This is a genomic window from Neisseria weixii, assembly GCF_002327085.1.
Taxonomy (GTDB): Bacteria; Pseudomonadota; Gammaproteobacteria; order Burkholderiales; family Neisseriaceae; genus Neisseria; species Neisseria weixii.
Genome location: NZ_CP023429.1, coordinates 2,216,966 through 2,240,993, shown reverse-complemented (window position 1 = coordinate 2,240,993; position 24,028 = coordinate 2,216,966). Strand labels below are relative to the sequence as shown.

Below are 24,028 nucleotides of genomic sequence, written 5' to 3'. Positions count from 1 at the left end.
CAGTCCACGGCTTTTTAATCTATAGCGGATTTAATTACTTCGATACCAGGCAGCAAGCCGCAGACAGTACAAGTAGTACGGCAAGGTGCAGCAACGCCGTAGCGAAAGTTAAGCTAATCCGCTCTAGTCAAAACATAAAACCGAAACATTAAAAAAAGAAGGCCGTCTGTTGTTCAGACGGCCTTTTGTCTTTCAAGCGGATTAAATCCAATCAGTTTTTATTAATCAGTTTTTATTCAAGTCCAAATCGGCTTTGTATTCGATACGGCCATGGTCTTTATCTTCAATCGATACGTCCAATTCTTGGTTACCGCGTTTGAATTTCAAATCCGCATCGTCACGTTTGATTTCAGATTCGACCACTTTGAAGCCTTTGTCTTCAGCATGGGCAATCACTTTTTTAGCCAATGCAGGAATCGACGTATTCTGTGAAGACAGCTCGGCTTCGTATTCAAATTCGCCATTGCCTTGGCGGTCGGCTTTGATGGTTTTTGCGCCGGCCGGTTTGTAGATTTCAGACGGCACAGGTGCGGCAAAGGCGCTGGCGGAAAACAGAGCCAAAATACCGGTCAACATCAAAGATTTGGTTTTATTCATGATAGATTCCTTTTCTTCAAGTATAAATTGGAATGTGGCGGATTGTAGCCCTGCCTCGAAAAAATCGGCAAGCAGTTAAACCAGTTTTTACCTTGCCGAATTTTCTTACCACTTGACTTACGACTCTTTGCAAAACCTGCGGAAACTTACGCAAATTGCTGCGCATAAACTATCTGAAATCTTCTTAAAGCCTCAGATTATGAGCATAGTCTTCGTCAATCTATGCAGCAAACAAGATTAAAATCGGCTAAAATACAGTATTATTTTTTCAGACGGCCTTAAAAGCGATGTTGGTATTGGGAATTGAATCTTCTTGTGATGAAACCGGTGTTGCCTTGTATGACACCGAGCGCGGTTTGCTGGCGCATCATCTGCACACACAAATGGCCATGCATGCCGAATACGGCGGGGTAGTGCCTGAATTGGCCAGTCGCGACCATATTCGACGCGTGGTGCCGCTCACCGAAGGGGCATTGCAGGAAGCAGGCGTAAGCTATGGCGACATTGATGCCGTGGCCTTCACCCAAGGGCCCGGTTTGGGCGGGGCGTTGCTGGCCGGTTCCAGCTATGCGAATGCTCTGGCTTTTGCGCTGAATAAGCCGGTGATTCCGGTGCACCATTTGGAAGGACACTTATTGTCACCGCTGCTGGCAGATGAAAAACCGGAATTTCCGTTTGTCGCCTTATTGGTATCGGGCGGGCACACGCAGTTTATGGCAGTGCGCGGTATCGGTGATTACACTTTGCTGGGAGAAAGCGTTGATGACGCGGCAGGCGAAGCATTTGATAAAACTGCCAAACTGTTGGGCTTGCCGTATCCGGGCGGGGAAAAATTGTCGGAGTTGGCCAAATTGGGCACCCCTGATGCGTTTACCTTCCCGCGGCCGATGCGGCATTCGCACGATTTGCAGATGAGTTTCTCCGGCTTGAAAACCGCGGTATTAACTGCGGTGGAAAAGGTCCGCACGCAAACCGGTAGCGATGAGATTCCCGAGCAAACACGCAACGACATTTGCCGCGCGTTTCAAGATGCGGTGGTGGATGTGTTAATCGCCAAATCAAAAAAAGCCTTGTTGGATACGGGTTTCCGCACGTTGGTGGTGGCCGGCGGAGTAGGGGCGAACTGGAAGCTGCGCGATGAATTCAGCCGGTTGAGTGTGACCATGCCGTCTGAAAAAGGTAAACCGAAGCCCAAAGAAGAAGCGGTAAGCGTGTTTTTCCCGCCGATGGCTTATTGCACCGATAACGGCGCGATGATTGCCTTTGCCGGAGCCATGCGTTTGCAGGATAGGCAACAGGCTGCCGGTTTTAATGTGAAACCGCGCTGGCCGCTGTCGGATATTGTAAAGGCATAATGCGCATCTGATTTAATGAAGAAGGCCGAGGCCTTGGCAGAATCCCCATCTTTGGCACATTTCTTCGTTATGCGCCCCAAAGCTTGTCTGTCTTTGTGATATGCCTGCGCTTTCTGTGCTCTAACTTCGGACTACGCGCAAATCTGAGGTTTTGCAAAAGTCTCGGGCCGTCTGAAGATGAATATTACCTTCAGACGGCCTTTGATGTATCCAAACCAATTTACTTTTGGTTTTTTTCAATAATTTCTTTAAGCTGCGGCATCGGGCTGTAACCGCTTTGCGTGCGGCCGTTCGGGAACACGATGGTTGGTGTGCCGGTAAAACCCAGTTGCTCGCCCAAAGACATGGTTTCGGCAACCGGATTGTCGCAGGCTTTGGTGGCAGGCGGGGTTTTGCCTTCGCGCATCCATTCCGTCCACGCCTTGGTTGCGTTTGGTTGGCACCAGATGTTTTCGGCTTTGCGCTGCGCATCAGGATGCAGGCTGGCTATCGGCATCATGAAGTTGTAAATCGTGATGTCGGTCATTTTGGCAAATTCGTGTTCCAGGCGTTTGCAGAACGGGCAATCCGGATCGCTGAACACGGCCACTTTTAATTTGCCGTTGCCGCGCACTTCTTTAACCGCTTTATCCAAAGGCAGGCTGTCGAAATCGAGCTTGTTTAATTCCGCCTTGCGCTCGTCGGTCAGGCTCTCGCGCGAGTTTACATCAATCATATCGCCAACCAGCATGTAATCGCCTTCGGCATCGGTGTAGATAATCTGATTGCCGCTGACGACCACTTCATACAGGCCTTGAATCGGGGTTTCCCCCACGCTCATCACTTTCAAATCCTGCGCTTCATATACTTTTTCCAGCTTGGTTTTCAGTGATCCGGCCACGCTTTTGTCGGCGGCTTTCGGTGCGGTAGCAGAAGCGACTGCGGCAGGAGCGGAAACCGCGCCTTTATTGGTCACGGTGGTTTGGCCGCAAGCCATCAAAGGCAGCATAGCTAGGGGAAGTAAGGTATTGATTAATTTTAATTTCATGTTGTTCTGAATGAGAATGTAAAAAACGCATTGTAACAAAAGTCGGTGCGCTATGCAGATAAGTTTATTGCTGTATCGCTTGCTGATAAAATAGCTTTTTTCAGGCCGTCTGAACCATCAGGCGAAAAACAATGACAAATAGCTGATTTGAATTATGATTTATCATCATATTGCCCTTAATGTGCCGCTTTCGGACGGCCTGCTGACTTATGCGTATCACGAAGCCTTGCCGGCGGGTACGCGCGTGGTGGTGCCGTTTCGCAACAAACTGCAAGCCGGCATGGTGTGGGCAAATGATATCACGCCGGATATTGATGTGCTTAAGATTCAAAACATTCAGACGGCCTTCACCGACGAAATGCCACTGCCGCAGGATTGGCGCGCGCTGTTGGCCTTTACCGCGCGTTATTACCATTATCCGCTGGGGCAGGCTGTGTTCACTGCGTTGCCGCAAGGTTTGAAGGAAGCTAAGCCCGCGGTTATGCCTGAGCCGCCGCTGGTTTACCGCTTAAACGAATGCGGTAGAAAGCAAACGCCGCCGCCTGAGCGCTTCCATAAAAAATATGCCCTTTGGCATGCTTTGTGTTCAGACGGCCTAACCTTGCCTGATTTGAAAAAAATCCACACCCAAGCAGAAAAATTGTTAGACGAATGGGCGCAGCAAGACTGGATAGACACGTTTCATGCTGCCGCATCAAGCTTGATGCCGTCTGAACACATATTAAACGCCGAGCAGCAACACGCGTCGCAGCAGATTCAGACGGCCTTTGGGCAATTTCAACCGTTTTTGCTCTACGGTATTACCGGCAGCGGCAAAACCGAAGTGTATTTCGACGCGATAGCCCAAGTGTTGGCGCAGGGCAAGCAGGTGTTGTTTTTGCTGCCCGAAATCAATTTGACGCCGCAGCTTTTGAAACGCGTGCAAAACCGGTTTGCCGATGTGCCGACCGCCGTGTTACACAGCCAGACCGCCGCCGGAAAGCGCACGCAGGATTATCTGCGCGCGATGTCGGGACAGGCGAAATTGGTCATCGGCACGCGGCTGGCAGTATTTACCCCGATGAGTGAACTTGGCCTGATTGTGGTGGATGAAGAACATGATTCGTCGTTTAAACAAGACAACGAACTGCGCTACCATGCCCGTGATTTGGCGGTGTGGCGGGCGAAGCAGGCGGATTGTCCGATTGTGTTGGGCAGCGCGACGCCGAGTCTGGAAAGCTGGCACAAAGCCCAAAGCGGCGCTTATCAGTTGCTTGAATTGACCGAACGGGCCCACACTGCCGCGCAGCTGCCGCAAGTGGAGGTTTTAAATGTAGGCCGTCTGAAACTCGATAACGGCTTTTCGCCGCAAGCCTTGAAATTGCTGCAGCAAAATTTTGCAGCGGGCGGTATGTCGTTGGTGTATCTCAACCGTCGCGGCTTTTCACCGGCCTTGTTTTGCGGCGATTGCGGCCATACCTTCGGCTGCCCGAATTGTTCGGCCAAGATGGTGCTGCACCAGCGCGCCCGGCAATTGCGCTGCCACCATTGCGACCACCGCGAGCCGGTGCCTTACAAATGCCCCGATTGCGGCAATCAGGATTTGACCGCCGTCGGTCACGGCACACAGCGCGTGGAAGAAACGCTGCGAAGTTTCCTGCCGCAAGCCAAAGTGGTGCGCGTGGATCGCGATAGCACGTCACACAAAGACGATTGGTCGGATTTGTACCAACGCATTGCCGCTGATGATGTGGATATTCTGGTCGGCACGCAAATGCTGGCCAAAGGCCACGATTTCGCGCAGCTGAATCTGGTGATTGTGTTGAACGCCGACGGCAGCTTATACAGCTCTGATTTCCGCGCGCCCGAACGTTTGTTTGCCGAGCTTATGCAGGTGTCCGGCCGTTCGGGGCGTGCCGACAAAGCAGGACAGGTGCTGATACAGACGCAATTGCCCGACCATGCCGTATTTGCCGCCGTGAAAGTGCAGGATTACCGCCATTTTGCCGCCAACGAATTGAGCGAGCGCGAAATGTTTGCCATGCCGCCATTCGGTTTTCAGACGGCCATCCGCGCCGACGCGCCGAATGTGGCTCAGGCAATGGATTTTTTGAATGAGATGAAAGCCGTGGTTCAGCCCTTGTTGCAAGAAAACGTGACCCAATTCGGCCCCGCCCCCATGCTGATGGTGCGGCTGGCCGAACGCGAACGGGCGCAACTTTTTTTGGAATCGGCATCGCGCAAGGATTTGCATCATGCGGTGAGCTTGTGGGTGCAGGTGTTGCAGCAAAACCGCGACCGCAAAATCCGCTGGAGCGTGGATGTGGATGTGCAGGATATGTGAAATATGTTAGATAAAACAAGGCCGTCTGAATATTCAGACGGCCTAAAACCTTTGCAAACCTCAGATTTGAGTACAGTTCGAGGTGAGAGCGGCGCAGAAAGTGCAGACATACCATAAAGATAGGCAAGCTTTCGAGCAGCGGATAACAAAGAAATGTGCCAAATCCGGGGTTTTGCAACGGTCTCAGCCTTGTTTTATCTACCCAACCAGCTTCAAATCATCGGCGACCACACGCTTTCTTCTTTTAAAAGCGTGTCGACCGCTTCGGCGGTGCTGATAAAAACATTGCCGGAGAGGCTTTTCATCATCACTGAGTGCTGCAGCTTGTCTACCAACGGGCCTTTGATATCGGCAAAATGCAGCGAAATGTGCTGCTTTTGCAAATCGTAATTGAGCGAGAGCAGCATTTCCTGCGCGGTTAAGTCGATATCGTTTACGGCGGAAAGCATTAAAATCAAATGCTTGCAGCCGGGGTGCGTGGCTAGGCTGCGTTCCAAATAATGACGGATTGGTTGGGCGTTGCCGTAAAACATACTTTCGTCGATACGCACAATCAGCAGGCTGCTGTATTGCGTCGTGGCATAGCGCTTGATGCTGCGAAAGTGGCCGTCTGCCGCTTGGCCGACAATGGTTAAATGAGGATGGCTTGATTTCCAAATCAAGCCGGCAAACGACACTAAAATACCCAACACCAAACCGATATTCAAACCAAACAGCAATACGCCGAAGCAGGCCGTCAGAAAGGCGGCAACATCGGTTTTATCGCTGCGGGCGGCGCGCTTGAGTGTGTTCCAATCCATCATGCTGAGAATCGCCACCATGATGTTGGCCGCCAATACGGCATAGGGCAGGGGTTCGAGATAGTCGGTCAGCAGCAATAAAAAGGCCGCCATCACGCCGACCGAAATGATGCCGGCCAACGGCGTTTGCGCACCTGCATCGACATTGACCGCCGTACGCGAGAAACCGCCGACCACGGGAAAGCTTTGGAAAAATGCGCCGATGATGTTAGCCCATCCCAAGCCTTTGAATTCCTGATTGGTGTCGAAGGCTTCCTGCCGCTTGCGCGCGCAAGTGGCGGCCACGGAGTTGCTGGATACAAAGGTAATCAGCGCAATCAAGGCGGCAGTGGGCAGCAGCTGAATGGCTTGGTTTAACACATCATTCAGGCCGCCTGAAAACGGCAACGTGAAATGCGGCAGCTTGGCCGGCACATACTCAATCACAGCAATGCCGCGCTGTTGAAAATCGAACACTAAGCTGAATGCCACCGCCGCCATCATGATAATTAAGGGTAACAGACGCACGATAAATTGGGCAGTTTTCGGGGTAAGCCAATGCGATAACCAGCGGTTGAGGTAATAGCGGTTAACAAAAAACAGGCCGAACGCCAGCGCACCGACCAGCAGCGTCGGAAAATGCAGCGTGTGAATGCGGTTGATAAATGTTAAAGCGTAATCGATGATGGTGCTGCCGGAAAGGTTAACACCGATTAAAAATTTGATTTGGCTGATAAAAATCAGTATCGATGCGCCGGTCACAAAACCCGCAGTCACTCCTTGGCTGATAAAGCGGGTAATCCAACCTAAGCGAAACAGCGAAGCCAGCCACAACAATGCGCCCATCAGCAAAGCCAAAAAGCCGGCCAACAGCGCATATTGTTCTGGCGGCAAATGCGGGTGGTTTTGCAGAGCATGGGCAGTCATGATGGCGGTCACGGCCACAGGCCCCACGGCATTCACGTTGCTTGCCCCAATCCACGCATACACCAACACCGGCACAATCGAGCTGTATAAGCCATACACAGGCGGCAAGCTTGCCAGTGCGGCATAACCCAAGCTTTGCGGAATCACGATGATGCCGACGATCAAACCGGCCGTGATGTCTTGGTTCAGACAGCCGCGATTGTAGCGGCGTAGCCAAAGCGGCAGTGGAAAGGGTCGGATCATGGTAAATGAGAATCGGATTAACGGTATGGTTTACAATGGTTTTCTTGATTATAAAACGATTTGGGCCGATGCCGAAATTTCGGGCTCGGGTAAGGAAAAGGCCGTCTGAAAACAATATTTCGTCTTCAGATATAGGATGGAGTATGCCGTGAGATGCCTCATATCCGCAGAAAGTATAGTCGTTTAAAATAAAAACAACACAGCGTTGCCGGCTCCCTTAATGTATTAGGCGCACACGGCAGCCTTTATCGCCTTGTCTTATTTCTATTTTAACGGCTGCATACATGAATTTCAGACGGCCTTGTTTTATAATAACGGGTTAACGCTATTTTTGAAGTCTTCTATGAAATTCCCCCGGTCTCTCGCCATATTTATGCTCGCCACCTTCTCTTTACCCGCAATGGCCTTAAACTTCGGCAAAATCCGTGCCGATGAAATCTCGGTGTATGTGCAGGATTTGGACACAGGTAAAGTGCAGATTGACTACCGTTCAGACGTATCGGTGAATCCGGCTTCTACCATGAAACTGGTGACCGCATTTGCCGCATTTCAAGCCTTGGGCAAGGATTACCGTTGGACAACCCACTTCAAAAGCGCGGCACCTGTTGTCGGCGATACGCTCAACGGCGATATTTATTGGGAAGGCAGTGGAGATCCGGTGCTCGATCAAGACGGCCTGATTGCTTTGCAGCAGCAGTTGCGCGATCGCGGAATCCGCAATATTGCCGGACAATTGGTGCTCGACCGCAGCCTGTGGGGCGACATCAGAAACAGCAAGGAATTTGCCGCCGACGAAGCGGAAACCTACATGACACCGCCCGATCCCAACCGCTTGGCCTATAAAGTGGTGGCGGTGAAGGGCGAGCGCAATCCTTTGGGCGATATTGTGTGGACGACCAATCCGCCGCTGCCCAATATCAAGCTCGACAACCAAACCACCATTATCCCTTCTGCCGCCGAGTGCAAATCCATAAACCGTTACATGAGCGGCCGCTACAGCGGCGGCGCATTGATTATCAGCGGCAATGTGCCGGAAACCTGCTTGAGCGAGACTTTGTATGTCAACATGCTCACGTCGCAAGATTTTGCCTACCGCAGTTTCATCAATCAATGGCGCGCTGCCGGCGGCACGATTTCAGACGGCCTTAAGGTCGCTGCTACGCCGCCTGAAGCCAAGACGTTAGCCAGCTTGAAATCCAAGCCTTTGAGCGAGATTCTGGCGGATATGAACAAGTTTTCCAATAATCTGATTGCGCGTTCGGTGTTTTTAAAACTGGGGCAAGACAAAGATTTACACGAAGCTTTACATCGTGCGGATTCGGCGGTGAAGCTGGAATTGGGCATGGCCGGTGTCGATACCACCAATTTGGTGTTGGAAAACGGCTCGGGTTTGTCGCGCAAAGAACGCGTCACGGCGAAAATGATGGGGCAATTATTGGAACAAGCCTATTTCAGTCGCTATAAAGAAGAATTTATCAATACCTTGCCGATTGCCGGTGTCGACGGCACGCTGAAAACACGTTTGAAACAAGCCGGCGACAACCTGCGCTTGAAAACCGGTACGCTGAAAAACGTGCGTGCATTGGCAGGCTATTGGCTGGGTGAGCAGCCCAAAGTCGTGGTGGTGGTGATCAACAGCCCGAATTCGGATGCTTATGTGAAAGACATGGACAGGCTGGTGTCGGAAATCGTCTTGCCCGGCGGTAAAAGCTGGGTCGCATTAGGTACGACTTGCGAAGCGCGGCAAGATGTTTGATTCGGTTGAACACATCTCAACAGGCCGTCTGAAACGATTTCGTTTCAGACGGCCTTCTCTTTTTTAGGGGCTGTACTAGATAACTAGGGAAATCTAATTTCAGGTTAGAATAATCCCTATGAGAAGAAGCCGTTTAAGTCAGTACAAGCAAAACAAACTGATTGAACTGTTTATTGCGGGTGTTACTGCCCGTACTGCAGCTCAATTAGCCGGTGTTAATAAAAACACGGCAGCCTATTGCTTTCATCGTTTGCGCGTACTGATTTTCCATAACAGCCCGCATCCGGAAATGTCTGATGGCGGAGTAGAAGTTGATGAAACCTGTTTTGGCGGACAGCGCAAAGGCAAACGTAGTCGCGGTGCAGCCGGCAAAGTCGCTGTATTCGGGCTTCTGAAGCGCAACGGCAAGGTTTGCACCGTTGCCGTGCCCAATACACAAACTGCCACTTTATTGCCGGTAATACGTGAGCAAGTAAAGCCTGACAGTATTGTTTACACTGATTGTTACAAAAGCTATGACGTACTTGATGTGAGTGAGTTTAGCCACTTTCGCATCAATCACAGCACTCACTTTGCTGATCGGCAAAATCACATCAACGGAATTGAGAACTTTTGGAATCAGGCAAAACGCCGCTTACGTAAGTTTAACGGCATTCCCAAAGAACATTTTGAGCTGTATTTGAAGGAATGTGAATGGCGGTTTAACCACAGTGAAATAAAAGTTCAGATTTCTATTTTAAAACAATTAGTAAAGCAGAATTTATTCTAGTTATCTAGTACAGCCCCCTTTTTTATGTTGGTATAAAAATTCAAATTTAAGCATGATTCTGTTGTTGAATTACTTTTTATTTCAAGAGATTAGCCGGAAATAAGGAAGATATTCCACGGTTGGAAACCAAAATAAAACCGGCTGGTTTTTTTGATAACTATTTGTTTTATTTGTAAAAAATAATTGTATTTTATTCGGTTATCAAAAAAATTATGGCCTGTTGCTTTGCAAGTCACGGAAATTACGGTATGCTGAAACCAAATATTTACAAATCTTGATGTAATTTAAACATATCTGATTGTAAATCAAATCAATTTGTCTTGATGGCGTATGATAAGCGCATAAAAGCCAAATTGTTGTTTTTTAATATAATATAAGAAAAATCTCAGATCTGAATCTGCTTATCAAAAGTAAGTTTACTAAAAATGAGGAGCGATAACATGAATCCCATGTATATCACGTTTGGTTTATACCTTGTGGCGGTGCTGCTGATCGGCTTGGCCGCTTATTTTTCTACCCGCAACTTCGACGATTATATTCTCGGCGGCCGCAGCTTAGGCCCTTATGTGACGGCGATGTCGGCCGGCGCCTCTGATATGTCGGGTTGGTTGCTGATGGGTTTGCCGGGTGCGATTTACGCGGTCGGTTTGAGCGAGGCTTGGATTGCCATCGGTCTGACCATTGGCGCATGGTTGAACTGGCTGTTTGTGTCCGGCCGTTTGCGTGTGCACACCGAATACGCCAACAATGCCTTGACCCTGCCGGATTATTTCTTCCACCGCTTCGGCGCCAAAGGCCAAGCAATGAAAGTGATTTCCGCGATTATTATTCTGTTTTTCTTCACCATTTACTGCGCTTCAGGCGTGGTGGCCGGTGCGCGTTTGTTCCAAAGTCTGTTTGAAGGCATGAGCTACGGCACTGCCATTTGGTTAGGTGCCGGCGCGACCATTGCCTATACCTTTATCGGCGGCTTCTTGGCGGTGAGTTGGACGGACACCGTGCAAGCAACCCTGATGCTGTTCGCCCTGATTCTGACGCCGGTGATGGTCTATTTGAGCTTAGGCGGCGCAGCAGAAATGAGCGCGGCAGTGCAAGCCGTAGCCGCGACTACCGGCCAAGAATACAGCAGCCTGTTTGCCGGAACTACCTTCTTGGGTATTATCTCCACTGCGGCATGGGGCTTGGGTTATTTCGGCCAGCCGCACATTTTGGCGCGCTTTATGGCGGCTGAAAACGTGCAATCGCTGAAAAGCGCCCGCCGTATCGGCATGACATGGATGATAGTCTGCTTAGCTGGTGCCGTCGCCGTCGGCTATTTCGGTATCGCTTACTTCGGCGGCCACCCGGAACAAGTCGGTGCGATGGAAGGCAACAACGAACGCGTATTTATCGCCTTGGCAACATTATTGTTCAACCCATGGATAGCCGGCGTGATTTTGAGCGCGATTCTGGCGGCGGTGATGTCGACCTTGTCTTGCCAATTACTGGTGTGTTCAAGCGCGATTACCGAAGACTTCTACAAAGGCTTCCTGCGCCCTGATGCCACGCAGCAGGAGTTGGTATGGGTCGGCCGCATCATGGTGTTGGCCGTGGCGGTGATTGCCATTCTGATTGCCGGCAATCCGGAAAGCAAAGTTTTGGGCTTGGTATCTTACGCATGGGCCGGCTTTGGTGCCGCATTCGGTCCGGTGGTGATTTTATCTGTATTCTGGAAACGCATGACCGCCAACGGTGCATTATGGGGCATGATTGCCGGTGCACTGGTTTGCGTGGCATGGGCGGAATGGGCGAACCCCGCGCTCAAAGCCGCCGGCATGGCGACCATGTACGAAATCGTACCGGGCTTTATCGCCTGCTGGCTGGTGACCTGCACCGTGTCACTGATGGACAAAGAGCTTAGCCGAGAAATCATTGAAAAATTTGAAAAAGCTGATGCAGATTACCGCGCAGCAAACTGATTGGGATAAGTGAAAGAGGCCGTCTGAAAATAAGATGAACCGTCCCCCAATACTTGGACAAGTTAAGAATCTTTCTCAAACAGCCTTTTCAAGCCGGGTTCTGTAGCCGACAGGACTCAGCTTTTTTAAGTTTAAACTATCCGTTCATGATTGTAGTAATGTATGTAATCATCTATGACCACTGTCAGCTCCGCCACCGACAGCGCACCTTCCTGATAGAAACCCTCCGTTTTCAGTGTACCGAAGAAACGCTCCATCGGCGCATTGTCCCGGCGTGCCTTTGCGCGACATACTTTGCACCATCCCTTTCTCAGCCAATTTCGTTCGATAAGCCTCGGTGCGGCAAAGCACACCTTGGCCGGAATGCAGCAGCGGCGTTTGGCCTTTCAGACGGCCGAATGCTTGGTCCAACATTTGCGCCACCATTTCACCGTTTGCTCTGCGGCCTAAAGAATAGGCCGCAATCTCCCGGTTAAACACATCGGAGACCTTTGCAAAACCGCCATCTGCAGCGCATTTCTGCGTTGTGCGCTGCCCGCTCGCCTGCCTATCGTGTGATATGTCTGCACCCGCTGCGCTGCTGCGCCTTGAACTGAATCCGCATCCGGCGGTTTTGCAAAGGCCTCATCCAATATCGGCGATAAGTACAGCTTCCCGTTTGTGCATTTGAACTCCGCCACATCGGTCAGCCATTTGCCTGCCGGTTTGCCGGCAGTAAACTCACGATTGAGAATACTGTCCGAAGCCTCTCCTATTGCTTGCGGACGGTAGGCTTTTTTACTGCGGACTTTGGCTTTCAGTCCCAACAAACCCATAATGCGCCGCACTTTCTTTTTGTTCCGCGACAATACGGCGGCAATCCGCCGATGACCGTAACGGCCTTTGTGCCGGCGACAGACTTCACCCACGGCGGTTTTGGCCGCTGCATCGGGACCGGCTTTGCCGATATGGTAATGAAAGCTGCTTTTGGGAATGCCGGCACTGTGCGGCAGATATTTCAGCGGGTGTTCCGCCCCCAACGTTTGAACGGTTTCGCAGCTTTGGCGGCGTTCTTTTCGTTGAGGGCTTTCATGTGCTTTAGGTAGCCGTTCCCCGCCCTCATGTAACGCCACTCTTCAATCAGTTCCGCCCGGTTTTTTTTCGTGGCCGGGTTTGTCGGCGATAAACGGGTTTTTGCGTTTGGCCTGTCTGGTCTTCATAAACGTAGCCTGCGGGTGTTGGCGTGCGGCGATACCGCCTTGCCGACAGGCGGCTGTCCAACGGCGCAGGTGGGTGCGTGAGACGTTGAAGTGCTCTGCGGTGCGCTGTCGGCTGTGCACTTGGTGGTAATGGAGTACGGCTCGGTATTTGAAGTGTAGGTTATATTTGGACATAAGAAAACTGCACCTTTTAAAGTTGGCGGGGGTGTCCGACTTTTGGGGTGCAGTTCAAAAAGTTTCAGACGGTTTTGTTAGGCAAATCATTGTTTAGCAAGACACGCCGACTGCGCGTGCTAGTGCCAAACCTTCTTCAACGCTCATATAAATGGCGGTATGCGGTTTGTCAGAGCGGACAATATCGCCTTGTCGGAACATGACTAATTCATTCACGGCCAATTGGTGCCAGGTTTCATCGCGTGTTAGCGGCAGGGTGGCGATAACGGCCACTTTATCGTTGGGGGTGGTCACTTCGGCAAAATCAACCATCACATCATTATCTAATAAGCGGGCTTGGCCGAACGGCGCTTTGCGCACGATGTAGTGCAACAAAGTGCTGGCATGCGCAAACAGGCAATCGCCGTTGGACATCATAAAATTAAACAGGCCGTAGGTGCGAATCTCGTGAGTTAATTCGCTGATGGCGGCAAATAAAGTTGCTTCATCGGGCTTTTCGCTAAATTGCTGACGTAAGTGGTTGAGGATATAGCAAAAGGATCGTTCTGAATCAGTGCAGCCGACCGCACGATAAAAATTGCCTTGTTCAGGTGCAAAATCAATCAGGTGGCCGTTGTGCGCAAACAGCCAATATTCGCCCCACATCTCACGCATAAAAGGATGTGTATTGGCAAGAGAGGTTTGGCCTTGGGATGCTTTGCGGATATGCGCGATGACATTTTCCGATTTAATGGGGTAATCGCGCACCAAATCGGCTACAGGAGAATTGGCACTAGGTTTGTCGTCGTGAAACAGGCGGATGCCTTTGCCTTCGAAAAAGCCGATGCCAAAGCCGTCTGCATGGTGGTCGGTGATGCCGCCACGCCGTCTGAAACCTTCAAATGAAAACGTGATGTCGGTAGGGGTGTTGCAGTTCATGCCGAGCAGTTGGCACATGGACATAGCCTTTATGAATATAGAGGGAAGACATGGGATTATGGTATATCAGACCAGGGATTTCAATAGCTTTATAATGCTATGATTAGCGTGAATCGGAATATGGTTTGAAACCTTTGCAAAATCTCCATGTTTGGCACGTCCTTCGTTACGTGCTTTTAAAAGCTCGCCTATCTTCATGATATATTTTAAATTTCTATGTTAGGCTGACTTCGGACTGCAATCAAATTTGGGGATTTCGTGCGGGCCTCGGCTTAAGGCCGTCTGAAAGATTGGCAAAATGAGGTTTGTTTGCATAATCTTTCAGACGGCCTTGTTTATGATTCAATATCTTTTACAAATACGGTTGTAATGTGCGTTCAAGAATAGTCATATCGGTGATTTCGGTAATGTTAGCCTCGCCTAGGCGGTTTAAACCGATGAAACGCATTATGCCGCTGCTGATTTTTTTGTCGTGGCTCATGTGTTCAATCCATTTTTCAAACGCAAACTTCGGGGGGCAGCAGGCAGTTTGGCGGTTTCCAGCAAAGCGGCTATGCGTTGTGTGTCGGCAGCGGTGGTCTTGCCCAGTTGCTCTGATAAGCGCGCGGCTAAGACCGTGCCGGCGGCGACGGCTTCACCGTGCAGCCAAACGCCGTAACCCATTTCAGCTTCGATGACATGGCCGAAGGTGTGGCCTAGATTTAACCATGCGCGGATGCCTTGCTCGGTTTCGTCTTGTGCCACGATGTCGGCTTTCATTTTGCAGCAATGGTAAACCGCTTGCGCCAGTTTTTCCGGATGTTGCGCCATTAAATCGGGCATATTTTGTTCTAACCAAGTAAAGAAATCGGCATCGCCTAGCGCACCATATTTCACTACTTCGGCCATACCGGCAGACAATTCGCGCTGTGGTAAAGTTTGTAGCGTGCTTAAATCGGCGAGTACGGCTTGTGGCTGGTAGAACGCGCCAATCATGTTTTTACCCAAGGGTGATTGATGGCTGTTTTGCCGCCGACGGAAGAATCCACTTGGCTTAACAGCGTGGTCGGCACTTGGATAAACGGTGCGCCGCGTTGGTAAGTCGCCGCGGCAAAACCAACCATATCGCCGATTACCCCACCGCCCAATGCGATTAAAGTGGTTTTGCGCTCGGCACGGTTTTGCATCAAACCATCGAAAATCAGGTTTAAGGTTTGCCAGTTTTTATGTTCTTCGCCATCGGGAAGAATAATGCTGAAATGGGCGATGCCAAGTTTGTCTAAGGCCGTCTGAAAGCTTTTCAAATACAGCGGAGCAATGGTTTCATTGGTGATGATGGCGGTTTTTTTGGTCAAATAAGGCTGCAACAATTCATCGGCTTGGGCGAACAGGTTTTGGCCGATGAAAATCGGATATTGATGCGAAGGGGTTTGAACGCTTAGGGTGTGCATGATGATTCCTACGGTGTGTCGGTTGACGGGAAAGGCCGTCTGAAAGCACGAAAGGATTTCTGTTTTCAGACGGCCTTTCCCGTAATAATGTTTAAAATAAAAAATGATACAGCATTGTTAGCACTTATGTATGAGTTGTACACGACGGTCGCTGTTGCTTTGTCTTATTTCTATTTTAAAACGACTAGAATTGCAATCTGTGTTAGCCGGCTTGCAGGGCATTGAGTAGGCGGTTGAGCGTTTTTTGATAATGCTCTGATTCGATCACCAGATGTGCGGTTTCACGATAGATGCTGTCGCGGATGTCGTATAACTCTTGCAGCTTGGCCAGCGGGTCTTCAACTTGCAACAAAGGGCGGTTGGTGTCGTAGCGGGTACGTTCCAACAGAATTTCCGGGCGGGTATGCAGATAAACGACGGTGCCGTGTTCTCTTAAACATTTGCGGTTTTCTTCGCGTAAGGGGGCGCCACCGCCGGTAGATAATACAATATTTTCCAGCGCGCACAATTTTTTAAGCATATTGCTTTCGCGATCACGAAAACCTTGTTCGCCTTCCATTTCAAAAATGGTCGGAATAGATACGCCGGAAGCCACGCAAATTTCATGGTCGCTGTCGTAAAAAGGGCGGTTGAGCATTTGGGCGGTGTGTTTTCCCAAAGTGGTTTTGCCGGCGCCCATCAGCCCGATAAAAATTAAGTTGCCGTTGATTTTTTCCATAATAGCGGCATTCTATACGAAATTGGCAGGAAAATGTTTTATTCTGAATATTTTCCTTTTTTACGCAATAAAATATTAAAACGGGCATACATTTCAGAATATGTATGCCCGTTTGGTAGGATTAGTAGCGCAAGTTGTTTCCTATGCTATCCATAATGCGCGGTGTGATGAATATCAGCAATTCGCGGCGCTTTTCATTGCGTGCGCGCGATTTGAACAAGTTGCCCACTACCGGAATATCGCCAAGCAGAGGTACTTTGTTGACCGTATTGGAATTTTCTTCCTCGTAAATACCACCCACAATCAAGGTGCCGCCATCTTCCACCATAGCTTGGGTGTTCAGGCTCTTGGTGCTGATACACATGGTGCTCAATGAATCTACGGTACAGTTTTGCGGTGTGTCTTTATTGATTTTCACCGTCATGATGATTTGGCCGTCAGGCGTGATATTTGGCGTTACCGTCAAGCCCAACACCGCTTTTTTGAACGATACCGAAGTGGCGCCGCTCGAAGTCGCTTCTTGGTAAGGAATTTCCGTACCCGATTCGATGGCCGCTTCTTTACGGTCTTGTGTCAGCACGCGCGGATTGGAAATGGTTTTGCTCTTGTTTTGGCCTTCCGCTGCGGCCAATTCCAAGCCCAATGCGCCAGAGGCAAACGAGCGAACCAAGGCAATTGACGTGGTTGCCGCATTAGTGGTTGGCAGGCTGATGTTTGGGCTTATTTCTAAAGCATTACCAGTATTATTCACAGCATTTGACCAGCTTGAGCCCCAAGTATTGCCTTTCACGCCGAGATTGCGGCCTTTCACGTCGTTATAGCCGAATTTCACACCCAAATCGCGTGAGAAGCCTTCATCTGCTTCTACGATTCGTGCTTCAACCATGACTTGGCGTGTCGGAACGTCCAGTTCGTTAATCAGTTTGCGGAATTTCTCAATCACACTGTGATTATCTGTAACAATCAAGGTGTTGGTAGCAGGGTCAATCAAGGCGCTGCCGCGGTTGCTCAGCAATGTATTGCGGCTGTTGCTGCCACTGCTGCTGCCGTTCTCGTCAATACGCAAAATCTTGCGGAATTCTTCAACGTTTTTGTATTTCAATTGGAAGGTTTGCGACAACAATGGGCCTAATTCGGCAATCTCTTTTTCTGCTTGTAAGAATGCTTTGTCTTTAGCCAGTAATTCATCACGCGGAGCAATATTGATGATATTGCCTTGGCGGCGCATGTCTAAGTTACGTGCCTGCATCACCAAATCTAATGCCTGATCCCAAGGTACGTCTTTTAACGACAAAGTCATTTTGCCGTTAACCGTATCGCTGGCTACGATGTTTACGCCTGACTCTTTAGACAAAATCTGCAAAATAGTGCGGACTTCTACGTCTTGGAAATCCAAAGAAATTTTACGGCCGTTGAAAGATTTGTTGGCATTGTTGTGTAAGCCACGGCTTTCGGTTGTCGCAGCTTTAGGCACGATTTCAAAGGTATGGCGGCCGGCAGCAGATTGGGTGCTGATGTCCCAATTGCCTTTGGTGCGGATAATCAATTGTGTCGCATTGCCGATGCGTTTTAAAGTCACGTTTTGCACCGGCGTATTGAAGTCGCCTACATCTAAATTGCGCTGCGCTTGAGTTGGCAGGGGGTGATTTTTTAAGGTAATGACTACACGGTCACGTTCTTGTTTCATATCAGGGCTGCCTGAGAAGGTAGGGGCTGATAATTCTACGACACCTGAGTTGCGCGAACCTTTGCGAAAGTCAACATTGGCACTGGTAGCGACTTGGCTGGCTTGAGAGGAACGCGTGGCGGCGGAGTCGGTGCGGGAGCAGGAGCAGAATGGGTGCTTGCTGGAGTAGCCACATTTTGATCGGAGGCTTCGCTGACATAAACCCATACTTCGTCACCACGGATTTCGGTATTATATTGACCCGTTTTGTTCAACCCCAACAAAATGCGTGCACGGTTATTATTCTGAGCCGCGGTAATTTGGCTCAATAAAGGGTCTGAATATTCCAATACCGGTTGTGACAATTGAATGTTGGTATTGGCAAAATCCAAGGCGATGCGTGCAGGTGTAGAAGTCACAAAACCGGTAGGGCTGGTAATGTCGCGATCAAAACGGATTTTGATGATTTTTTGGTTGTCAGGCAAAGTCGATACGTTGATATCGGTGATATTGCCGGCAAAGGCCGTCTGAACAGCCATTGCCATGCTCAGAGCAGCAAAGAGTTTTGTCATACGATTGATTTTCATAATAGTGAGACCCCTTAATTTAATTTGTAACAAGCGCAGCATTTTCGCCGACAGGTGCAGATTGTTGTGCTGTAGGTGTAACGGTTTGCGGCAGGTTGCTGCTGTCCGGCTGACTGCTTAAAGGCAATTCGGCTGTGCGGTAAATCCAGTTGCCGTAGCTGTCTTCAACCATTTCGGTAATGATGATTTTATCTTCGGTAATCTTTTGGATTTTACCGTAATTTTGCCCAATGTAATTACCCGGTACGACAGTGTAAACATGATTTTCGGCTTGGATGAAGCCGGAAATACGGTTGTCACTACGCAAGCTGCCAACATAACGGAGGTTTTCTAAGCTGAAAGCTTCTAAAGTCTCTTTGGTACGGCGCAGGTTAGGTGCATTACTGCCGGTTCTTGCAGTCAAATTCTGTAGGCGTCGATAATCGAATGCGTTCGGACCAGAATAGCTTGGCGGAATATACGCTTTAGGCGGCGTTACAGTCGGTTCTTCAAAAGGAATAATGTGTTTCTTGGCATCTGCGCGGGTTTGTGTCATCCATTGACTTAAATCATCATAAGTCGGGGTGCATGCCGCAATGCTAAAAACGCCTAGGAGTAAGATAGTATTTTTCATGATTTCCCTATATTACTTTTTCTATTCTTGTGGTTTGCCGGAGTCGCCGTTTTGCTTGGCTTCTTCGGCTGCTTGTTGTTCGGCAGCAACTTCTTCAGCAGGTCGCGCTTTATAAGTAGTGGCCGTTGCACTCAGTGTGAGTACATCACCTTTGCCATCTTTGCTGTTTTTGTCTTCCGTTGATTGTGTGATTTTCAAGGATTCCAAAGTAATAATGCGTGAAAGCTCGCCGACACCACGGGTAAATTGGCTGATTTGGTTGTATTTGCCGGTAATGGCAATTTCATAAGGCAGCTTTTCAATGGGGCCGTCGGGTACCGGTGGTTGCGGCAACACGCTGTCTAAGCGCAAACCGTTGGTCGAACCGGCCTGATGCAATTCTTGAATTAAGGTTGGAATCTCAGCATCGGTCGGTAATTGTTTGAGCAATACATTAAATGCAGAGCGAATTGATGTTAATTCGGCTTGCAGATTGTTCAGACTGGCAGCTTCAATACTTTTCTTGGTGTAAGTTTCTTTGAGCTTAACTTCGGTTTCTTCGTGTTGCGCCAATGTTTCCAATTGACCTTTGAATAAGGCAAAGTAGCCAATGACCAAAATTGCTAAAATCGACAATGCCGCCAAAACCAACTTAGCAGGTGCGCTAAGCAAGTAAAGGCTTTGAACATCAATATCTTTTAATTTCTTTGCAGTAGCCATTTATTTTACCTCCTGTGCAGGTGTCGTCTGAAGCATAGCTTCCGAAGCGGTAAGATTGGCCACAGGAGCAGTGTTTTGAGTCAGTAAGACACGCAGAGTAAATTCTTGATAATTTTCTACTTTTTTGATGCTTAACAATTCAGGTTGAGAAAATACGCCTGTGCTTGGCAATGCACGCATAAATACGGCGATTTTGTTGTCGCTGATGGCACGCCCGGTTACCTTGTATGTAGTCGGATTCTCAGCTTCTAAAGCAGTCAGGTAGGTATTGTCAGGTGTCAAAACATTCAGCGTATCAATAATGTATGCCGCTTGTGAGCGTTTTTCCTGCAATTCTTCAACCTTGATTTTTTTGGCTAAGAAATTTTCTTTTTCTGCCTGCAACTTTTTAATTTCGCCCAAGTCGTCATCCAACTTTTTAATTTCCGACTCAAGGAATGCATTGCGGCCTTGTTGGCTGTCGATGGCACCATTAATGCTCAGATAAGTTAATGCCGATAGGCCTAGACCAATCAGCAAAGCAGTCAGCATTAATATTTTGAACTGTTGCTTTTTACGTTGTTTAATTTCTTCCCGATAAGGAAGAAGGTTAATTTTAATAAGTTCAATCATATTACAATCCCCTTAAAGCTAATCCGAAAGCCATGGTTAACGATGGCGCATCTATTTGTAGTTGTGGTAAATCTATTTTGCTGCTTCGCTCAGTGTAGGTTACTGGATGAACACATTGAGTCGGCGTATTGGTTTGCGAGAAAATGCTTTCGGCCAAGCCGTTTTGCTGAGAGGGCGCACCTGTGAGCAAAATGTGTTTGACATTTGAGAAAGTTTCCGTGTTTTGTGTGGTGTAGTAAAACTGCAAAACTCGTTGTACTTCTTGTGCGACCTGCACGTTAAAGCGATCGGCAATTTGGGTTTGGTAATCTGACGGCCGGGTTGCCGCTACCATCATTTGGCCCGCTTTTTCTTCGGTGACTTGATAAGTACGTTGGATTAATTGGTTTAATTGTTCTGTACTGACCGGCGTTTCTTGCTTGTAGAGAATTTGACCGTTTTGCATAATCAACGCATACATTTGCGTGGCATAGATGCCGAATACAGCGATTTTCTCATTGGTCAATTCAGGTGCATGATGATTGATCCAGTAGGCATAAGCATTGCGCTGGGCCAATAAATCTAAATCCATCGCATACAAATCCATGCCCGCGTTCTCAAACATCTCAATGCGCGGTTCGATGTCGTCTTTGCGAGAAGCCACCATCAGTACATGCTGGCCGGCAGGGGAAACAGAAGTACCGGTCACTTGGTAATCGTAATTCATCTCTTCAACCGGGCCGATTTGAGAAACTTCAGATTCGGCAAAATCTTCCAAATCTAAATCGGTGTGTTTCGGATTGTAGATAACTTGTTCTACGGTTGCGGTGCTTTGCGGAATGGCGGCAACGAAATTTTTGCAAGAGGTACGCAGTTGGGTATAACTATGTTGCAAATAAGTAACAAGTTGTTCGTAGTCTTGAATTTTGTTACCTTTGACAATATTCTTAGGCAGTTTGGTAATAACGTATTTTTCCAACTGAATTTGGTTTAAACTACGTCCTGACAGCTGAACCATCTTAATGGCATGTTGGCTGATGTCGATGCCGATAGCAGTACGGTTGTTTAACCCGCTTGGTGATTTATTAGTTTTTGTAGTTGTATTTTTAGTGCTTTTTGATAAGCGCATAATATGACTTCCCTGTATCATTACGAAGTGAGTAACAGTTTCGATATCCGTGAGGGATTCTTTTCTTTGCACACCGGTAACTGTGTTTTATAGAAACGGTTAGCTATTTTACTTTATTTAATGCCTTTGATGGCAAAATATTAATTGGTCATGATTAAAAAGATTATAACTACTTGTATTGGGTTGCTCCTCGGATTAGTCCTTTTTGGTATTGGGTTGATTGCAATAGCAATTTTGGTCACTTATCCAAAACTCCCTTCGCTGGATACTTTACAACACTACCAACCGAAAATGCCGCTTACTGTTTATTCTTCAGACGGCGAAGTAATTGGTTTATATGGTGAAGAGCGCCGTGAGTTTACAAGAATTGAAAATTTCCCGAAAGTTCTTAAAGATGCCGTAGTGGCGGCAGAAGACAAGCGCTTTTATGAACATTGGGGCGTGGATGTAATCGGTGTTGCCCGTGCTGTTGTGGGTAATGTGGTGGCGGGTGGTGTTCAATCCGGTGCCAGTACCATCACGCAGCAGGTTGCCAAAAATTTCTATTTGAGTAGCGAGCGCACATTTACCCGTAAATTCAATGAGGCATTACTGGCCTATAAAATTGAACAATCCTTGAGTAAAGATCAGATTTTGGAGCTGTATTTCAACCAAATTTACTTAGGCCAACGTTCCTATGGCTTTACTTCGGCAGCACAAATTTATTTCAACAAAAGTGTGAAAGATTTGTCTTTGGCTGAAGCGACTATGTTGGCTGGTTTGCCTAAAGCGCCTTCTGCTTATAATCCGATTGTAAATCCTGAGCGTGCCAAAATCCGTCAGACTTATATTTTGAACAATATGGCCGAAGAGGGCATGATTACCACGCAACAGCGTGATAAAGCATTGAAAGAAGAGCTGCATTATGAGCGGTTTGTGCAAAAAATCGATCAAAATGCGCTGTATGTGGCGGAAATGGTGCGTCAAGAGTTGTACGAAAAATACGGTGAAGATGCTTATACCCAAGGTTTTAAAGTGTACACCACAGTTAGCACCGATCATCAAAAAGCAGCAACCGCTGCGCTGCGTCGTACTTTGCGTAACTTTGATCGCGGTAGCAGCTATCGTGGTGCGGAAAATTTTATCGATTTATCCAAAGTTGATGATGTAGAAGACGCAGTCAGCCAGCATCTTTCAACACTTTATACTGTAGACGGTATGGTGCCGGCGGTCGTGTTGGAAACGGCTAAGAGAAGTATTCAGGTTCAATTGCCGAGCGGTCGTAAAGTGACGCTGAATAGCAATGCATTAGGCTTTGCCGCACGCGCAGTAGAGAATAAAAAAATGGGTGATGACCGCATTCGGCGTGGCTCGATTATCCGCTTGAAGGGTAGTGGCGACAATTGGCGTGTAGTTCAAGAACCATTGCTGCAAGGTGCGCTGGTGTCGTTGGATGCGAAAACCGGTGCGGTACGCGCTTTGGTGGGGGCTATGACTATCACAGCAAAACATTCAACCGAGCGACCCAAGCCATGCGTCAACCGGGTTCAACGTTTAAACCATTCGTATATTCGGCGGCTTTGGCAAAAGGTATGACTGCTTCGACTCAAATCAACGATGCGCCGATTTCTTTGCCGGGTAAGGGGACTAACGGTACGGTGTGGACGCCTAAAAATTCAGACGGCCGCTACTCGGGTTACATCACGTTGCGTCAAGCGTTGACTGCTTCGAAAAATATGGTGTCTATCCGTATTTTGATGTCGATTGGTGTGAACTATGCCCAACAGTATATTCAGCGTTTTGGCTTTAAGCCGTCTGAAATTCCACCTACGCTGTCGATGGCTTTGGGTACCGGTGAAACCACGCCGCTGCGCATGGCTGAAGGCTATGCTGTATTTGCCAATGGTGGGTACCGCGTATCGGCGCATGTGATTGATAAGATTTACGACAGCCAAGGCCGTTTGCGTGCGCAGATGCAGCCGTTGGTAGCCGGAGAAAATGCGCCGCAGGCAATTGATCCGCGTAATGCATACATCATGTATAAAATCATGCAGGATGTTGTGCGTTCCGGTACGGCGCGCAGTGCAAATACCTTGGGTCGTTCAGATATTGCCGGCAAAACCGGTACCACCAACGACAACAAAGATGCATGGTTTATCGGCTTTAATCCAAGCGTGGTCACCGCAGTGTATATCGGTTTCGATAAACCGAAAAGTATGGGTAAGGCCGGTTATGGTGGTACGATTGCGGTGCCGGTATGGGTTGAATACATGCGCTTTGCTCTGAAAGGCACTAAAATTGTCGGTATGAAAGTGCCGGAAGGTACAGTCACCAAAGACGGTGAGTACTATATGAAAGAGCGTCAGGTGACCAACACTGATTTGTCGTTGGATAACAGCGGCAGCGTGCCACGCAGTAATGCCGCGCCGCGCCGATCTTCTCCTGCGACCACGACCAATCGTGAGGGTACGTCGCGCCTTTCAGGCAATGAAGCGCCGCGTTCGGCTCCGGCAGAAACACCGTTGCCACCAACCAATACCAATAACGGTGATGGCAGTAAACAATTGGATTCATTGTTCTAATGATGTTAA

General features: G+C 48.7%; 16 protein-coding genes and 6 pseudogenes. 7 read left to right on the top strand and 15 right to left on the bottom strand.

Features of this window, described 5'->3' with window-relative positions; genetic code table 11:
- Positions 1-225: 225 nt before the first annotated feature.
- A complete protein-coding gene (locus CGZ65_RS11270; RefSeq protein WP_096295874.1) occupies positions 226-597 on the bottom strand; it encodes a hypothetical protein in 372 nt (123 codons plus the stop codon).
- 287 nt (positions 598-884) lie between these two features.
- On the opposite strand from CGZ65_RS11270, the gene tsaD reads away from it, so the two are divergent.
- On the top strand, positions 885-1,952 hold the full coding sequence (tsaD, locus tag CGZ65_RS11265) for a tRNA (adenosine(37)-N6)-threonylcarbamoyltransferase complex transferase subunit TsaD (RefSeq protein ID WP_096295873.1): 1,068 nt from the start codon (positions 885-887) through the stop codon (positions 1,950-1,952).
- A gap of 220 nt (positions 1,953-2,172) precedes the next feature.
- Here the strand turns inward: tsaD and CGZ65_RS11260 are convergent, their stop codons facing one another.
- A complete protein-coding gene (locus CGZ65_RS11260) occupies positions 2,173-2,979 on the bottom strand; it encodes a DsbC family protein (RefSeq protein ID WP_096295872.1) in 807 nt (268 codons plus the stop codon).
- Between the two features lie 154 nt (positions 2,980-3,133).
- On the opposite strand from CGZ65_RS11260, the gene CGZ65_RS11255 reads away from it, so the two are divergent.
- Positions 3,134-5,302, top strand: coding sequence for a primosomal protein N' (locus CGZ65_RS11255; RefSeq protein WP_096295871.1), 2,169 nt, complete (start codon positions 3,134-3,136; stop codon positions 5,300-5,302).
- Positions 5,303-5,514: 212 nt separating this feature from the next.
- Here the strand turns inward: CGZ65_RS11255 and CGZ65_RS11250 are convergent, their stop codons facing one another.
- Positions 5,515-7,251, bottom strand: coding sequence for a SulP family inorganic anion transporter (locus CGZ65_RS11250; protein ID WP_096295870.1), 1,737 nt, complete (start codon positions 7,249-7,251; stop codon positions 5,515-5,517).
- Between the two features lie 373 nt (positions 7,252-7,624).
- On the opposite strand from CGZ65_RS11250, the gene dacB reads away from it, so the two are divergent.
- From dacB to putP, 3 genes are all read left to right on the top strand, one after another.
- Positions 7,625-9,007 carry a D-alanyl-D-alanine carboxypeptidase/D-alanyl-D-alanine endopeptidase gene (dacB, locus tag CGZ65_RS11245; RefSeq protein ID WP_378595829.1) on the top strand — a complete coding sequence of 461 codons (1,383 nt, stop codon included), beginning with the start codon at positions 7,625-7,627 and terminating at the stop codon, positions 9,005-9,007.
- A 118-nt stretch (positions 9,008-9,125) separates the two neighbouring features.
- Complete coding sequence (locus tag CGZ65_RS11240) at positions 9,126-9,776, top strand: IS1595 family transposase (RefSeq protein WP_096295868.1); 651 nt, start codon at positions 9,126-9,128, stop codon at positions 9,774-9,776.
- A 440-nt stretch (positions 9,777-10,216) separates the two neighbouring features.
- A complete protein-coding gene (gene putP, locus CGZ65_RS11235) occupies positions 10,217-11,734 on the top strand; it encodes a sodium/proline symporter PutP (protein ID WP_096295867.1) in 1,518 nt (505 codons plus the stop codon).
- Between the two features lie 131 nt (positions 11,735-11,865).
- Here the strand turns inward: putP and CGZ65_RS15285 are convergent, their stop codons facing one another.
- Both CGZ65_RS15285 and CGZ65_RS15280 read right to left on the bottom strand, forming a co-directional pair.
- Positions 11,866-11,991: an IS3 family transposase gene (locus CGZ65_RS15285; protein ID WP_157742778.1), complete on the bottom strand. Its 126-nt coding sequence runs from the start codon at positions 11,989-11,991 to the stop codon at positions 11,866-11,868.
- Positions 11,992-12,064: 73 nt separating this feature from the next.
- A pseudogene (locus CGZ65_RS15280) lies at positions 12,065-12,214 on the bottom strand (hypothetical protein); the annotation flags it as partial.
- A gap of 11 nt (positions 12,215-12,225) precedes the next feature.
- Between CGZ65_RS15280 and CGZ65_RS14405 the strand changes: the two are divergent.
- A pseudogene (locus CGZ65_RS14405) lies at positions 12,226-12,404 on the top strand (lipoprotein signal peptidase).
- A gap of 115 nt (positions 12,405-12,519) precedes the next feature.
- Here CGZ65_RS14405 and CGZ65_RS14795 read toward each other — a convergent pair.
- The 10 genes and pseudogenes from CGZ65_RS14795 to pilM form a co-directional block, all read right to left on the bottom strand.
- Positions 12,520-12,642: pseudogene (locus CGZ65_RS14795) on the bottom strand (IS3 family transposase); the annotation flags it as partial.
- Positions 12,643-12,849: 207 nt separating this feature from the next.
- Positions 12,850-13,107, bottom strand: coding sequence for a helix-turn-helix domain-containing protein (locus CGZ65_RS11220; RefSeq protein ID WP_232507432.1), 258 nt, complete (start codon positions 13,105-13,107; stop codon positions 12,850-12,852).
- A 93-nt stretch (positions 13,108-13,200) separates the two neighbouring features.
- Positions 13,201-14,043, bottom strand: a complete 843-nt coding sequence (locus CGZ65_RS11215; protein WP_096295866.1) for a class II glutamine amidotransferase — start codon at positions 14,041-14,043, stop codon at positions 13,201-13,203.
- A gap of 334 nt (positions 14,044-14,377) precedes the next feature.
- Positions 14,378-15,455: pseudogene (aroB, locus tag CGZ65_RS11210) on the bottom strand (3-dehydroquinate synthase).
- A gap of 202 nt (positions 15,456-15,657) precedes the next feature.
- On the bottom strand, positions 15,658-16,173 hold the full coding sequence (locus tag CGZ65_RS11205; protein ID WP_096295865.1) for a shikimate kinase: 516 nt from the start codon (positions 16,171-16,173) through the stop codon (positions 15,658-15,660).
- A 121-nt stretch (positions 16,174-16,294) separates the two neighbouring features.
- Positions 16,295-18,426, bottom strand: a pseudogene (pilQ, locus tag CGZ65_RS11200) (type IV pilus secretin PilQ).
- A gap of 19 nt (positions 18,427-18,445) precedes the next feature.
- A complete protein-coding gene (locus CGZ65_RS11195) occupies positions 18,446-19,039 on the bottom strand; it encodes a pilus assembly protein PilP (protein WP_096295864.1) in 594 nt (197 codons plus the stop codon).
- A 21-nt stretch (positions 19,040-19,060) separates the two neighbouring features.
- Positions 19,061-19,738 carry a type IV pilus inner membrane component PilO gene (locus CGZ65_RS11190; RefSeq protein ID WP_096295863.1) on the bottom strand — a complete coding sequence of 226 codons (678 nt, stop codon included), beginning with the start codon at positions 19,736-19,738 and terminating at the stop codon, positions 19,061-19,063.
- Positions 19,739-20,350 carry a PilN domain-containing protein gene (locus tag CGZ65_RS11185; RefSeq protein ID WP_096295862.1) on the bottom strand — a complete coding sequence of 204 codons (612 nt, stop codon included), beginning with the start codon at positions 20,348-20,350 and terminating at the stop codon, positions 19,739-19,741.
- A 1-nt stretch (position 20,351) separates the two neighbouring features.
- On the bottom strand, positions 20,352-21,458 hold the full coding sequence (pilM, locus tag CGZ65_RS11180) for a type IV pilus assembly protein PilM (RefSeq protein WP_198345285.1): 1,107 nt from the start codon (positions 21,456-21,458) through the stop codon (positions 20,352-20,354).
- Between the two features lie 150 nt (positions 21,459-21,608).
- Between pilM and CGZ65_RS11175 the strand changes: the two are divergent.
- Positions 21,609-24,019, top strand: a pseudogene (locus CGZ65_RS11175) (penicillin-binding protein 1A).
- The last annotated feature ends 9 nt before the right edge of the window (positions 24,020-24,028 follow it).